The 13,391-nt window shown below is 63.3% G+C and carries 12 protein-coding genes; 5 read left to right on the top strand and 7 right to left on the bottom strand.

Translation table 11 applies throughout. From position 1 onward, the window contains the following. Positions 1–94: 94 nt before the first annotated feature. From VOI18_RS12745 to fliQ, 4 genes are read right to left on the bottom strand one after another with little or no spacing between them, the layout of a single operon-like run. Complete coding sequence (locus VOI18_RS12745) at positions 95–2,671, bottom strand: ATP-binding protein (RefSeq protein WP_323762799.1); 2,577 nt, start codon at positions 2,669–2,671, stop codon at positions 95–97. 39 nt (positions 2,672–2,710) lie between these two features. Further along, entirely contained in the window at positions 2,711–3,802 is a 1,092-nt protein-coding gene (gene flhB, locus VOI18_RS12740) for a flagellar biosynthesis protein FlhB (protein ID WP_323762798.1), read from the bottom strand. A gap of 15 nt (positions 3,803–3,817) precedes the next feature. Further along, a complete protein-coding gene (gene fliR, locus VOI18_RS12735) occupies positions 3,818–4,570 on the bottom strand; it encodes a flagellar biosynthetic protein FliR (protein ID WP_323762797.1) in 753 nt (250 codons plus the stop codon). Continuing rightward, a complete protein-coding gene (gene fliQ, locus VOI18_RS12730) occupies positions 4,567–4,830 on the bottom strand; it encodes a flagellar biosynthesis protein FliQ (RefSeq protein WP_323762796.1) in 264 nt (87 codons plus the stop codon). Before fliQ ends, fliR begins: the two co-directional genes overlap by 4 nt. A 111-nt stretch (positions 4,831–4,941) precedes the next feature. Here fliQ and VOI18_RS12725 point away from each other — a divergent pair, with 111 nt between their 5' ends. The 3 genes from VOI18_RS12725 (at position 4,942) to VOI18_RS12715 (ending at position 10,736) form a co-directional block, all read left to right on the top strand. Continuing rightward, on the top strand, positions 4,942–6,831 hold the full coding sequence (locus tag VOI18_RS12725) for a DUF885 domain-containing protein (RefSeq protein ID WP_323762795.1): 1,890 nt from the start codon (positions 4,942–4,944) through the stop codon (positions 6,829–6,831). Positions 6,832–6,950: 119 nt separating this feature from the next. Then, positions 6,951–8,837 carry a DUF885 domain-containing protein gene (locus VOI18_RS12720; protein ID WP_323762794.1) on the top strand — a complete coding sequence of 629 codons (1,887 nt, stop codon included), beginning with the start codon at positions 6,951–6,953 and terminating at the stop codon, positions 8,835–8,837. 21 nt (positions 8,838–8,858) lie between these two features. Then, the gene (locus VOI18_RS12715; RefSeq protein WP_323762793.1) at positions 8,859–10,736 is read left to right on the top strand and encodes a DUF885 domain-containing protein; all 1,878 of its coding nucleotides are present in this window, start codon (positions 8,859–8,861) and stop codon (positions 10,734–10,736) included. An 86-nt stretch (positions 10,737–10,822) separates the two neighbouring features. Here the strand turns inward: VOI18_RS12715 and fliE are convergent, their stop codons facing one another. From fliE to flgB, 3 genes are read right to left on the bottom strand one after another with little or no spacing between them, the layout of a single operon-like run. Then, a complete protein-coding gene (fliE, locus tag VOI18_RS12710) occupies positions 10,823–11,143 on the bottom strand; it encodes a flagellar hook-basal body complex protein FliE (RefSeq protein ID WP_323762792.1) in 321 nt (106 codons plus the stop codon). A 44-nt stretch (positions 11,144–11,187) separates the two neighbouring features. Beyond that, entirely contained in the window at positions 11,188–11,601 is a 414-nt protein-coding gene (gene flgC / locus VOI18_RS12705) for a flagellar basal body rod protein FlgC (protein ID WP_323762791.1), read from the bottom strand. Positions 11,602–11,611: 10 nt separating this feature from the next. Continuing rightward, positions 11,612–12,064 carry a flagellar basal body rod protein FlgB gene (flgB, locus tag VOI18_RS12700; RefSeq protein WP_323762790.1) on the bottom strand — a complete coding sequence of 151 codons (453 nt, stop codon included), beginning with the start codon at positions 12,062–12,064 and terminating at the stop codon, positions 11,612–11,614. Between the two features lie 107 nt (positions 12,065–12,171). Between flgB and VOI18_RS12695 the strand changes: the two genes are divergently transcribed. Both VOI18_RS12695 and fliP read left to right on the top strand, forming a co-directional pair. After that, the gene (locus tag VOI18_RS12695; RefSeq protein WP_323762789.1) at positions 12,172–12,504 is read left to right on the top strand and encodes a hypothetical protein; all 333 of its coding nucleotides are present in this window, start codon (positions 12,172–12,174) and stop codon (positions 12,502–12,504) included. Continuing rightward, entirely contained in the window at positions 12,501–13,256 is a 756-nt protein-coding gene (fliP, locus tag VOI18_RS12690) for a flagellar type III secretion system pore protein FliP (protein WP_323762788.1), read from the top strand. Before VOI18_RS12695 ends, fliP begins: the two co-directional genes overlap by 4 nt. Positions 13,257–13,391 lie beyond the last annotated feature (135 nt).

Genomic DNA, 13,391 nt, shown 5'->3' with positions numbered 1-13,391 from the left:
CGCCAGCGCGCGTTTGCACCCTTTATGGACATCTCACCGGAATTGTCAGCCCGCAAACTGCGGACCGCCCCGGGCTGCGGTCGGCTGCGCGTGGCTATTCGCCCTTCTGACCCAGTTCTTCCTTCACCTTCTCGGCCAGCTGGGTCAGCGTGAACGGCTTGGGCAGGAAGGACACGTCCTGTTCCTGGGACAGGGTTTCGGAGAATTGTTCGGCGGCATAGCCGGAGATGAAGACCACGCGGGTGTCGCCCAGCATGTCGCGGGCTTTCTTCAGCAGGCCCGGACCGTCAAGGCCCGGCATGACGACATCGGAGATCATCAGGTCGAACCCCTCCTCGTCATCCTCGAGGATTTCATAGGCCTCTTCGCCATCGCAGGCCTCGACCACATCATAGCCGCGTTTGACCAGCGTCTTGGCAGCGATCTGGCGGACAGCGTCCTCGTCTTCGACCAGCAGGATGCGGCCCCGACCGGACAGGTCGGCCGGCGCTTTCTCGACGGTCTTGGCGACCTCGGCCTGCTCAAGTTCGCTGGCCTCTTCCTCGGTCGGCTCGTGACCGGGCAGGTAGATGGTGAAGGTCGTGCCCTTGCCCACCTCACTGTCGGCAAACAGGAAGCCGCCGGACTGTTTGACGATGCCGTAGACAGTGGCGAGGCCCAGCCCCGTGCCCTTGCCCGCCTCCTTGGTGGTGAAGAAGGGTTCGAAGATCTTCTCCATCGTCTCCTTGTCCATGCCGTGACCTTCATCGGTCACCGCAATGGCCAGCCAGTCGCCCTCGCGTGGATTGGGAGCCCCCGCACTGCGCACGGCGTCGGCATCGATCCGGGAGGTTTTCACGATCAGCGAGCCACCGCCATTGTCGCGCATGGCGTCGCGGGCATTGGCGGCGAGATTGATGATGGCGGTTTCCAGCTGGCCCTTGTCGGCCTTGATCAACGGCAGGTCACGGCCATGCTTGATGTCCAGCCGGACCGTCTCCTCGACGATCTGGCGCAGCAGGACCGAGACATCCGACAGGAGGTCACCGATCTCCAGCGTCTCCATGCGGAAGGTCTGCTTGCGCGAAAAGGCGAGCAGCTTGCGCACCAGACCTGCGGCGCGAGCAACGGTCTGGTTGATCGATTGCAGCTCGGAATAGTCCGGGTCGCCGACCGGGTGACGGTTCAGGAGCTCGTCACAATTGAGCCGGACCGCGGTCAAAAGATTGTTGAAGTCGTGGGCAACACCGCCGGCCAGCTGGCCGACGGCCTGCATCTTGTTGGCCTGGCTGAACTGGCGCTCCAGCTCTTTCCAGGCGGTCACGTCGATGACATAGGCCACCCGCTTGCCACCCCGGGCCGGTGCAAAGGCGAGGTGGACATAGACACCCTTGTCTTCCCGATCGATGCGGGCTTCGGCCGGGTCGCTGCTGCCGGCCATGGCCGCCGCAAAGGCGTCGGTCGGCGAGCGACCATCTTCCCAGTTGAACAGGTCACAGAACTTGATCCCGGGCAGGGCCTTGCCGCCGGACAACTGGACCAGCGCCGGATTGGCGTCCTCGATCATCGCGGTTTCCGGGTCGGCGCCATCCAGCCGGACCACGCCGAAGGGCGCATTGCCGAACATGTCGTCGAGGGTCCGCCCTGCCGGTCGGGACTCGGTGGTCGCGCCGTCGGCCATGGCCTGTGACACACCCGGAGGCGCACCGGTGACCGACAGGCCGTACATCACCGCGCGGCCGACGGACGGCTCGCCGGCGGCCCACTCAACCGCAATCGCGACCGGGCTTTCAATGCCGTCGCGGGCCTTCAAACGGGCATCGATACGGGCGACACCGTCTCCGCCCCGGGTCTGCAGCACGCGCCGGGCACCATCGCCGGTGAGCATGTCCTTCAGCGGCGGCAGGGCCGCGCCCTCGGCCAGCCCCAGCCAGTCCCGCAAGGTCGCATTCGCCATCGGCACATCGCCGTTGGGCCGCAGCGAAAAGAGCGCAACGGGGGAGTGCTGCGACCAGTCCGACAGCGCTCCCGATGCCGCAGTGTCGGCATCGCCCTGCGGTGACAGGCGCCACAGGATGAGCTCATCGGCCTGGGGTGCAGCTTCCAGGCTGAAGCGCCGGACACCATGCTCACCCAGATCGAGCGGCGGCAGCAGCTCCCGGGCCATTTCGCCCCGGGCCGCCGAGCGGGCCAGGCGATAGATTGTGCCATCACCACCGCCGGACCCGGCCCACAGGCGGTCAACGGTCGGCAGGCCGAAACTCTGTCCGAACCCGCCGGCCTGCCGGGCCAGGTCCCGATAGGCCGCATTGGCCCAGCGCGCGGCACCGCGCTGATCCGAAATCAGGACCGGGTCGGGAAACCCGTCCATGGCCGCATACCCCAGCTCGGCAGTGGTCGGTGCGGTGTTGCGTGCCACCTGGCGGCGCATGGTCTGGCCCGCCGCCTCACCCGCCGCGATGGCGAACAGGATCAACACCGCAATGACCGCAAGGCCGAACAGGTAGACCAGGCCATGCCCGCCATCCTGCCCCGCCCCGATCAGCGCCACAGCCGCCGCAGCGACCGCGATCCCGCCGCATATCCAGAAAGCGACGCGCGCGGCGGGTTTCGACCAGAAGCGCTTGCCGCCGTTTCCGGCGTCGATCGGTCCGGCATCAACTTGCGGGGTGGTTGGGGACGTATCGGCCATGCGGCTCTCCGGCGCGAATCAGGACTGCTTGCAGGAAGTCTACTCGCTCGGGCGGTATCGTGCGCGCCGTCCCTGCGAGAGAGACAGAACATAGCCGACGACTTTTGCCACCGCCTGGAAATGCTCTGTGGGAATCTCCTCGTCGAGATCGGCGGTGGCGTGCAGCGCACGCGCCAGCGGCGGATCCTCGACAATGGGAACGCCATGCTCCTCGGCCAGCTCGCGGATGCGCAATGCGACTTCGTCCACACCCTTGGCGACACAGACCGGCGCCGGGGTCTCTCCCTGCACATAGTGCAGCGCGATGGCGTAGTGGGTGGGGTTGGTGACGACGACCGTCGCATCCGGGACCTTGGTCATCATCCGCCGCTGCGAGCGCTCCTGGCGAAGCTGACGCAGCTTGGCACGGACCAGCGGGTCGCCTTCCGACTGCTTCATCTCGTCCTTGATCTCGCGCCGCGACATCCGGTTGCGCTTCATGAAGCTCTGGCGCTGGAAAATGTAGTCGAGCCCCGCAATCACGGCATAAACGGTCAGGGCCGCCAGCAGCAATTCGATCGCACCCTGGCGAACCAGGGACAGCAGGGAACCGATATCCAGCGCCGGCAGACCGGCGAGGATTTCCCGCTTGGGATAAATGACCAGGAAAGCCGCCACGGCGACCAGCGCCATCTTGCCGACACCCTTGAGGAAGTTGGCCAGTCCTTGCGGTCCGAAATTACGCTTGAACCCCTCGACCGGATTGAGCTTGCTCAGCTTGGGCTGGATCTTCTCGGTGGTGAACAACATCCCCTGCTGGACGTAATGTCCGGCGAACCCCGCCACGGCCAGCGCGCCGATCGGCAAACCGACAATGGCCACCGACTGCCAAGCCACCGACTGGATCATCGCCATCATGGCGCCCGGATCGACCGCGAAATCATGCGGATGCTCCAGGAAGCCCTCCAGATAACCGGCCAGCGCCCGGGACATCATCGGGAAAATGAAGCTCAACAGGGCAAGGCCGGCCGCCAGCACGAACCAGCCGGGAATCTCCTGTGACTTGGCAACATCGCCCTTCTTGCGCGCGTCATCCAGCCGCCGCTGGGTCGGCTCTTCCGTTTTCTGGCTGTCGTCTTCGCCTTCGGCCATGCGGGTTCAGCCTTCTCAGTTCATGTCCAGGGCGAAGCGTTGCATGCGCTCCAGCCAGACCGCACTCATGGCGCCCAGCGCGATGGTGAGGATGAACAGACCGATCATGATATTCGAAGGCATGGCGATAAAGAAGATCTGCGCTTGCGGCATCAATCGGGAGAGGACACCCAGTGCCAGATAGAAGAGCAGGCCATACATGATCAGCGGCGATGCCAGCTGCACCCCGATGCGAAACGCGTCGACAAACGCATCCAAGGCCCATTCCGCCGCATCGGTCATCGAGGGCATACTGCCCGGATCGAACACCTGATAGGAATTGGCCGCCATCTGCAGCAGCATGTGATGGGTGTTGGTCGCCAGCAGCAGCATCAGGAACGTCAGGTTCAGGAAGGTTGCGATCAGTGAGCCCTGGGCGCCTTGCGACGGGTCAAAGGACATCGCCATCGCCAGGCCCGACTGCATGGCGATGATCTGTCCCGCCACCGCCGCTGTCGACATGAAGATGCGGGCGACGGCCCCGATCATCAACCCGATGATCAACTCGCTCATCACGATGCCGGCCATCGCCAGGGGCTGCGCCGGCATGACCGGCAGCGACGGCGCGATGATCGGCCCCATGATCAGGCAAAGCAGCAAGGCAAAGGCGAGGCGGAAGCGGACCGGGATCGAGGGTTCCCCGAAACCGGGCAGAAGCATCAGGATCGCCCCGAGCCGCGCGAAGACCAGTCCGGCGGCATAAACCAGCGCGGGGAGTTCGGGGATCATGGATTGGCGATCCGGTCGAACACCATCGCCATGAATCCGGCCATCAAGCCGCCCATCAGGGGCAGGAACAACAACAAGGCGACGAAGATGGCAATGATCTTCGGGACGAAGACCAATGTCATTTCCTGCACTTGCGTCAAGGCTTGGAATAACGCGATCGTGACACCCACAGCCAAGCCGACCAGCATGATCGGCGCCGCCATGGCAAGCATGAGCCAGATGGCTTCCCTTGCAAAATCAAGAACTTCAGGTCCGGTCACGGGTCTCGCCTCAGCACGAGCGGGGAGAATCGGTCTTACGGTTAATTATGTTTACGCATGCTCCAGCAGCGTTAAGAAATGGTCAATTCTTGTAAACGGGGACATCCAACCATGCGCCTACACCTCCTGCTCGCCAGCGCGAGCGCCCTTGTCCTGGCAGGCGCTTGCACGCCGGCCGAGGAAGCCGAGACGGCGACTGCAACCGCGAATCCGCCGGCCGCCGGGTCCGCCTCCGAGCCGGCCGCGGCGAGTGAGCAGACCGAGACCGAACGCCTTTACGCCTGGTTCCAGCAGGAATTCGAAGCGGAAATGGCCTACTCGCCGATCGGTCAGACCTATCTGGGCATGATCGATGATCTTGATGCCTATGGCCGCTGGGACGACCCGAGCGAGGAGGCGTTCCGCGCCGGGCTCGAGCGCGCCGCCGAGCGCCAACGCTTCATGCACGAGAATTTCGACTATGAGGCGCTGACACCCGAGGCCCAGGTCACCTGGCGCTTCGCCGAATTCATCACCGAGAACAATGCCCAGCAATCGGAGTTCTGGGATCACGGCTACGTTTACTCGTCTTTCTTCGGCCCCCACACCGGCCTCGCCTCCACGATGATCGGCTATCATCGTATCGAGAACGTCGATCACGCCGAAGCCTATGTCAGCCGCCTGCAGGGAATGGGCGATGTCCTCAACACCGCCACCCAGCAGGCTGATGACCGCGCGCAACAGGGCGTTCTGGCGCCCGCCTTCGCCTATCCGATCATCATCGGGGCCGCCCGACGCTTTGTTACGGGCGCTCCGTTCGACGACAGCCCCGACGACTCACCGCTCTGGGCCGACTTCCAGTCCAAACTCGGTGAAATCGACCTGGATGACGAGACCCGCGACGGCCTGCTCGACCGCGCCGAAGCGGCGCTATTGACCAGCGTCGGTCCGGCCTATGACCATCTGATCGCGACCATGGAAGCGCATGCCGGAATGGCCGATGGCGCCAATAACGGCGCCTGGTCCCTGCCCGAGGGCGAGGCCTATTATCGCAGCCAGCTGATGAACTACACGACCCGGTCGGACATGACCGCCGACCAGATCCACCAGACAGGTCTGGACGAGGTCGAGCGCATCCATGGCGAGATGCGCACCATCATGGAAACGGTCGGCTTCGAGGGATCGCTCCAGGACTTCTTCCAGCACCTGCGCACAAGCGATGAATTCTACTATGAGGACTCTGAGGAAGGCCGTCAGCGCTATCTGACCGAGTCGGCCGCAATGATCGACCAGATCAGTGATGCCGCACCGCAATTTTTTGGTCAGCTTCCGCGAGCGGAACTCGAGGTCCGTGCGGTTGAGGAATACCGCATCACGACGGCGACCGGGGCCTTCTACGAGCCAGGGTCCCTCGATGGCACGCGACCAGGCGCCTATTACGTCAATCTCGCCAACATGCGTGACAACCCGACCTATCTGATGGAATCCCTCGCCTATCACGAAGGCGCTCCGGGTCACCATTTCCAGTCGTCGCTGGCCCAGGAGCTCGAGAACGCGCCGATGTTCCAGCGCCTGCAATGGTATTCCGCCTATGGCGAAGGCTGGGCGCTGTATGCCGAAAATCTCGGCAAGGACATGGGCTTCTTCACCGATCCCTACCAGGACTTCGGTCGCCTCTCCTATGAGGTCTTCCGCGCCGCCCGCCTGGTCGTCGACACCGGCATCCATCACCTGCAGTGGAGCGAGCAGGAGGCCGTCGATTACATGCTGGCCACCACGCCCATGCCGGAAGGCGACATCGTCAACGAGGTCCGTCGCTACATGGTCTGGCCGGGTCAGGCGGTGTCCTACAAGGTCGGCATGCTGACCATCCTCGACCTGCGCCAGCGGGCCATGGACCAGCTGGGTGACGAATTCAGCTATGGGGAGTTCCATGACATCGTGCTGACCAATGGCTCGATCCCGCTGACCTTGCTGGAAGAACTGGTCAATGACTGGATTGCCCGCAAGCTGGCCGAATAACCGGCCCGCATTGCGACCATCGTTTGACAGTCCGACCGGGCGGCAGGTTATTCTGCCGCCCGGTTCGATTGAGCGGCCGTCCTGTCCCGGGAGAGGCAGGGCCTGCCGGGGGAGACACCATGAAACGCCTGCAACACTGGCTCGCGGCCGCCTCGGTTTTGGCCATCGCCGCCGCCTGTTCACCGCAAGCCGCTGCCCCGGCGACCGACCCGGGCGCCGGAACGGCGACTGACGCAGCTGCAGCACCGGTCGAACAGACCGAGAGCGAACGCCTTTACGCCTGGTATGCCGACCTGTTCGAGGCCGACCTCGACCGGTCGCCGCAACAACAGACCGGCCTTGGCCGGATCGACGACCTTGACGCTTATGGCCGCTGGGATGATGTCAGCGATGCCGCCGCCGAGGCTGCCCAGCAGCGCCGCATCGAACGCCTCGCCTACATGCGCGAAAACTTCGATTTTGACGCCCTCGACCGCGATGCCAGCGTGTCCTGGCGGGTGTTCGAATACCTGCAGGAAACCGGCATCCGCCAGTTCGACTTCCGGGACCAGACCTACGTCTTTACGCAGATGTTCGGCCCGCATACCGGTCTGCCCTCGACCCTGATCGGCCAGCACCGTGTCGAGAATGTCGACCATGCCGAGGCCTATATCTCGCGGCTCAACGGCATCGGGCCGGTCCTCGACACGCTGATCGCCCGCGCCGATGTCCGGGCCGAAGCCGGCGTCATTCCGCCCCGCTTCGCCTTTCAATACCTGATCGGCAATACCGGTGCGGTCGTCACCGGTGCCCCGTTTGATGACAGTGATGCGGTGTCACCCCTGCTCGCCGACTTCACAGCCAAGGTCGAGGCTCTCAACATCGACGATGACGCCAAGGCCGACCTGATCGCCCGCGGCACCACCGCGCTGACAGGTGTCGTGGGCCCGGCCTATGACCGGCTGATCGCGATGTTCGAACGCCACGAAGCGATGACCGACGAGCGCGACGGCGCCTGGAAACTGCCGAATGGTGAGGCTTATTACCAAAGCCAGCTGGCCGCCTTCACCACCCTGCCGGACCTTTCGCCGCAAGAGGTGCACGATACCGGGCTGGCCGAGATCGATCGCATTCATGGCGAGATGCGCAATATCATGGAGCAGGTCGGCTTTGAGGGCACCTTGCAGGACTTCTTCGAGTTCATGCGCACCGACGAGCAATTCTACTACCCGTCCACCGATGAGGGTCGCGCGCGCTACATTGCCGAGGTCTCGGACGTGTTCGACCGCGTTCGCGGTGTCATCCCGGACTATTTCGACACCCTGCCGCAGGGCGAGATGGTCGTGCGCGAGGTCGAGGCCTATCGCGCCGCCGGGTCACCGACCGCCTTCTACAATACCGGCGCCCTGGATGGGTCCCGGCCGGGCATCTATTACGCCAACACGCTGAACATGCGGAACCTGCCGATCTACCAGATGGAGACGCTGGCCTATCACGAGGGCATTCCCGGCCACCATTTCCAGCTCACCCTGGCGCAGGAGCAGGTCGGCACGCCGATGTTTCAGCGCTTCCTCTACCTGTCGGCCTTCGGCGAGGGTTGGGCGCTGTACGCCGAGAGCCTGGGCAAGGACATGGGCCTGTTCGACGATCCCTACCAGGATTTCGGACGCCTCGCCTATGAGTTGTGGCGCGCCGGCCGCCTGGTCGTCGATACCGGCATCCATTCGCTGCAATGGTCGCGCGAGGATGCCATCGACTATCTGCGGACCAACACCTCGTTCACCGAGGAGGAGATCACCCGCGAGGTCGAGCGCTATATCGTCTGGCCGGGCCAGGCGACGTCCTACAAGACCGGGCAGATGAGGATCCGGCAATTGCGCGACTTCGCGCAGGCCGAACTGGGCGACGCCTTCGACTATGGCGAATTCCACGATGTCGTTCTCACCAATGGGTCTTTGCCACTGGCTGTACTGACCGCATTGATCAATGATTATGTCGACGAAAAGCGGGCCGAAACGCCCCAATGATGCACCTGAAGGGGTAAGCAAATGCGTATTTCACACTGGACCGCCGGCGTCTCGGCACTCGCCCTCCTCGCCGCCTGCAATGCGACCGAGGACACCGCCGCTGTCACCGACACCGTACCGGCCGACACGGCTGCGACGGCCACCACGGAACAGATTGAAACCGCGAGCCTGGAGGAGACGGAGTCCGATCGCCTCAATGCCTGGTTCCAGGATGTGTTTGACCGCAATGTCGCACGGTCGCCAATGACCCAGACCTATCTCGGCATGAAGACCAATTACGACCAGTGGTCGGACGCGTCGCCGGAATACGCCCGGGAAGGCTATGAACTCGGCCAGGCCGATCTTGCGCACATGCGTGAAACCTTCGATTTTGACGCCCTGGACGATAGCGCGCAGCTGTCCTGGCGCCTGTTCGAATACAATGCCGAGCGCGCCGAGGAAGCCCAGCGCTGGAATGATCACGGCTACACCTTCACGCCGCGTTCCGGCCCTCACATGAATGCGGCCTCCTTCCTGATCAACAATCACCGCGTCGATACGGCCGAGGACGCCGAAGCTTATATCGGCCGCCTGCGCAATCTGCCGACCTATCTGGACCAGAACATCGCCAATTCGCGCCGCTCGGCCGAACTGGGCGTGCTGACCCCGCAATGGACCTACGAGCCGATGATCGCGACGGCCCGCAACATCATTTCGGGCGCTCCGTTCGACGATGGGGAGGCCAGCCCGCTGCTCGCCGACTTCACCGGCAAGGTCGAAGCGCTGGACATCGATGACGCCGAGAAGGCCCGTCTGATAAATGACGCCGAAGCCGCCCTCACCGAGGCGGTCGCCCCGGCCTATGAACGCGTCATCGCCCTGTTCGAGGAACAGGCGGAAGTCGCGACCGAGGATGATGGCGTGTGGAAGCACCCCGATGGCGGCGAGTTCTACAATTTCCTGCTCAACGGCTACACGACGATGGACCTGTCAGCTGAAGAGATCCACCAGCTCGGCGTCTCGGAAGTCGCGCGCATCCACGATGAAATGCGCGGCATCATGGAGCAGGTCGGCTATGAAGGGTCGCTGCAGGACTTCTTCGAATTCATGCGCACCGACGAGCAGTTCTACTATCCCAACACGGATGAGGGCCGGGCCGAATACCTGGCCGAGGCAACCTCGCTCATCGACACGATGACGCAAACCCTGCCGCAGATGTTCAACACCTTCCCGCAGGCCTCGCTGGAAGTACGTCGGGTCGAGGAATTCCGTGAAGACGCGGCCGGCAAGGCCTTCTATCAGCGCCCCGCCCCGAACGGCTCCCGTCCGGGTGTCTACTACGCCAACTTGCGCGACATGTCGCTGATGCCGACCTACCAGATGGAAGCCCTCGCCTATCACGAGGGCAGCCCGGGCCATCACATGCAGCTGGCCATCATGCAGGAGCTGGAGGGCATCCCCGCTTTCCGTCGCTTCGGCGGCTACACGGCCTATACTGAAGGCTGGGGCCTTTACACCGAGTATCTGCCGTTGGAATACGGTTTCTATTCCGACCCCTATTCTGACTTCGGCCGCCTCGCGATGGAGCTGTGGCGGGCCTGTCGCCTGGTGGTCGATACCGGCCTGCACTATCACCAGTGGACGCGCCAGGAAGCGATCGATTATCTGGCCGAGAACACGCCCAACCCGCTCGGCGACAGTATTGCGGCAATCGACCGCTACATCGTCTATCCGGGCCAGGCGACGGCGTACAAGATCGGCATGCTGGAAATCCTTCGCCTGCGCGGCATGGCCGAAGAAGCGCTCGGTGACAGCTATGACATCCGCGACTTCCACGATGTCGTGCTGACCCAGGGCGCCATGCCGCTTTCAGTGCTGGAAGAGCGGGTGAATGCCTGGGTCGAAAGCGAGCAGAACTAGCCCTCGTCCATCGGTCCAACGACCACCAGACATGAAAAAGCCCCGGTCTCGGCCGGGGCTTTTGCATGGGCGGGTGATCACATGGATCAGATCGGCATGCGCAGGATTTCCTGATAGGCCTTCACCACCTCATCGCGGACGGCGACGACGGTTTCCAGCGAGATTTCGGCGGCCGAGACGGCGGTCACGACGTCGATCAGCTCGGCTTCGCCGGCGGCGCCGGCGGCCGTCATCTGTTCGGCGTGACCCAGCGTCTGGCTGGTATCGGCGATGGCATTGCCCAGCAGCGAGCCGAAGTCGAGGCCACCACTGGCGGCTGCGCTGTCCTGGCTCGATCCGAGCGAGGATTGCTGGGCCGTGCGGATAGCGGCCTGGTAGGCCTGTACGGCAGAGAGATCAGCGGCCATGGACGGGGTCCTTCATCCTGTTTCTAGGGCTCGCGTCGGCCATTCTAGCGACGCAGCAGATCCAGCGCCCGCTCCTGCATGCGGCGGGCATTCTCGATCATGTTGAGATTGGCTTCGTAGGAACGCATCGCTTCGCGCATGTCCATCATTTCCACCAGCGTCTGCACGTTGGAATACTGGACATAACCTTCGGCGTTCGCGGCGGGGTGACCGGGATCGTATTCAAGCGTGAACTCGCTCTGGTCATGCGCGACATCGGTCATGCGCACGGCATTGAGCCCGGTAGCGCGATCCAGCTCGGCCTCGAAAACCGGTACCTGGCGCCGATAGGGATCACCGCCCGGTTCGCGGGCCGTGGAGTCGGCGTTGGCGATGTTCTCCGAGATGATCCGCATCCGTGCGGCTTGCGCCCGCATGCCGAAAGCGGAGATCTGCATCGTATCTGAAGCGTTACCCATCGATCACTCCCTATCGGCCCGGCGCACGGATCGCCGTGCGCAGCAGTCCGATGCTTTTCTGGTACAGGGTCAGCGCGCTCTCATAGCGCATCCGGTTGTCCTGGGCCCTGACCATCTGTTCTTCAATGACGACCGAATTGCCGTTCACTGTGGTCTCCGAGTCCGGTCGCTCGCTGGTCTCCCAGCCCGATGACGCGCCACCACCGGCGCTTGAACCCGGAATGTGACTCGCCGCCGTTGTGGTCAGGTTCAATGCCCCGCGACCGCTTCCCCGGGCATTGCCTGCGCCGCCGCCCATCTGGGCCCGCAGTGCGGCGTGGAATTCGGATTCGTCGATGTCCCGCGGCGTGTAGCCCGGCGTGTTCGCATTGGCGATATTCTCCGCGATCACCTGCTGGCGATCAGAGTGGAAGCTCATCGATTGGCGAAGCAGTGCCAGGACCGGCACGTCGTCGGGCCGCATGCGCGAATCCCCTTTCTCGGTTATGAACGAAGGTGGTCCGGCACGGTTAACGCGGACTTAACCGCATCACCCCAGACAGTGGTTATTGTTTATGAGGCCAAGGCTCGATGTCCGATATCGTCAACTGGACCAGCTACTTGTTTGCCATCTCCATCCTCGTCGTTCTGCTGGGCGGATTGGGGCTGTTCGGTTATGCCGTCCAGAAGGGCTGGTTGCTGCAACAGGTGACCGGATTGCGCCAGTTGGGTGGATCGGACCGTCGCCTGAAGCTTCGCGAAACGCTGGTCATTGATCCGCGTCGCCGGCTGGTGATCCTGCAGGCCGATGGCGAGGAACATGTGGTGCTGTTGGGAGCGGAACGGGAAACCGTCCTGGCAAGCCGCGCGGTCAAACCGGTCAGCGCGGCCGACCTGCGTGACGTGATGGAGGGGTCCGCATGAGTGCCCGGAAAGGCTTCTGGACCTGTTTTTCGCTATTCCTGCTGGGCGTCATCACGCTGATCGGCTTCCAGGCGGACGCCCAGACCGTCACCATCGATGCCGGCCAGGAAGGCGCGCTGACCGAGCGGGTCCTGCAGCTGATGGCGCTGTTGACGGTGTTGTCCCTGGCTCCGTCGATCATCATCATGACCACCAGCTTCGTGCGCATCATCGTGGTGCTCTCCCTGCTGCGTACCGGGCTCGGCCTGCAACAAAGTCCGCCGAATGCCGTGCTGGTGTCGCTGGCCATTTTCATGACCGGCTTCATCATGGCGCCGGTCTTCACCCAGTCCTATGACGAGGGCATCCGGCCCCTGTTGGACGAACAGATCGAGCTGACCGAAGCCTTCGACCTGTCGACCGCGCCCTTAAAGACCTTCATGCTCAGCCATGTCCGCGAAGACGATCTCGCCCTGTTCATCGACATGTCCCAGGACGCCGTCCCGGAATCGCCTGAAGCGACATCCTTCTGGATCGTCGCCCCGGCCTTCATGATCTCGGAATTGCGGCGCGCTTTCGAGATCGGCTTCCTGCTGTTCATCCCCTTCCTGATCATCGACCTCGTCGTCGCCTCGATCCTGATGTCGATGGGTATGATGATGCTGCCACCGATCGTCATTTCGCTACCGTTCAAGCTGATCTTCTTCGTGCTGGTCGATGGCTGGCGACTGGTGGTGGGATCACTGGTGCAGAGTTTCGGAACGTTGAGTTGAATAATGGGGCCAGGTGTATTTAACGCGCGACACTGTCGGCTGGGTTGACTGAGCCGGCTCAGGGTGGCCGCGTTGAATATGCCTGCCCCCTTGTTTTGTAATTTATCCCCGCTGCGCACCACTTTCCTTCTCCCT

Source organism: Maricaulis sp. (assembly GCF_034670125.1).
In the GTDB taxonomy this organism is placed as follows: domain Bacteria; phylum Pseudomonadota; class Alphaproteobacteria; order Caulobacterales; family Maricaulaceae; genus Maricaulis.
The sequence above is the reverse complement of the archived record's forward strand: the minus strand, read 5'-3'. Positions and strand labels throughout refer to the sequence as shown.

Bases quoted from the DNA above. Each gene is read 5' to 3' on its own strand.
- fliE (WP_323762792.1), bottom strand. From the start codon at position 11,143: ATGGCCGCTGATCTCTCTGCCGTACAGGCCTACCAGGCCGCTATCCGC.
- flhB (WP_323762798.1), bottom strand. From the start codon at position 3,802: ATGGCCGAAGGCGAAGACGACAGCCAGAAAACGGAAGAGCCGACCCAG.
- VOI18_RS12745 (WP_323762799.1), bottom strand. From the start codon at position 2,671: ATGGCCGATACGTCCCCAACCACCCCGCAAGTTGATGCCGGACCGATC.
- VOI18_RS12720 (WP_323762794.1), top strand. From the start codon at position 6,951: ATGAAACGCCTGCAACACTGGCTCGCGGCCGCCTCGGTTTTGGCCATC.
- flgC (WP_323762791.1), bottom strand. From the start codon at position 11,601: ATGGGTAACGCTTCAGATACGATGCAGATCTCCGCTTTCGGCATGCGG.
- flgB (WP_323762790.1), bottom strand. From the start codon at position 12,064: ATGCGGCCCGACGACGTGCCGGTCCTGGCACTGCTTCGCCAATCGATG.
- VOI18_RS12725 (WP_323762795.1), top strand. From the start codon at position 4,942: ATGCGCCTACACCTCCTGCTCGCCAGCGCGAGCGCCCTTGTCCTGGCA.
- fliR (WP_323762797.1), bottom strand. From the start codon at position 4,570: ATGATCCCCGAACTCCCCGCGCTGGTTTATGCCGCCGGACTGGTCTTC.
- VOI18_RS12715 (WP_323762793.1), top strand. From the start codon at position 8,859: ATGCGTATTTCACACTGGACCGCCGGCGTCTCGGCACTCGCCCTCCTC.
- VOI18_RS12695 (WP_323762789.1), top strand. From the start codon at position 12,172: ATGTCCGATATCGTCAACTGGACCAGCTACTTGTTTGCCATCTCCATC.
- fliP (WP_323762788.1), top strand. From the start codon at position 12,501: ATGAGTGCCCGGAAAGGCTTCTGGACCTGTTTTTCGCTATTCCTGCTG.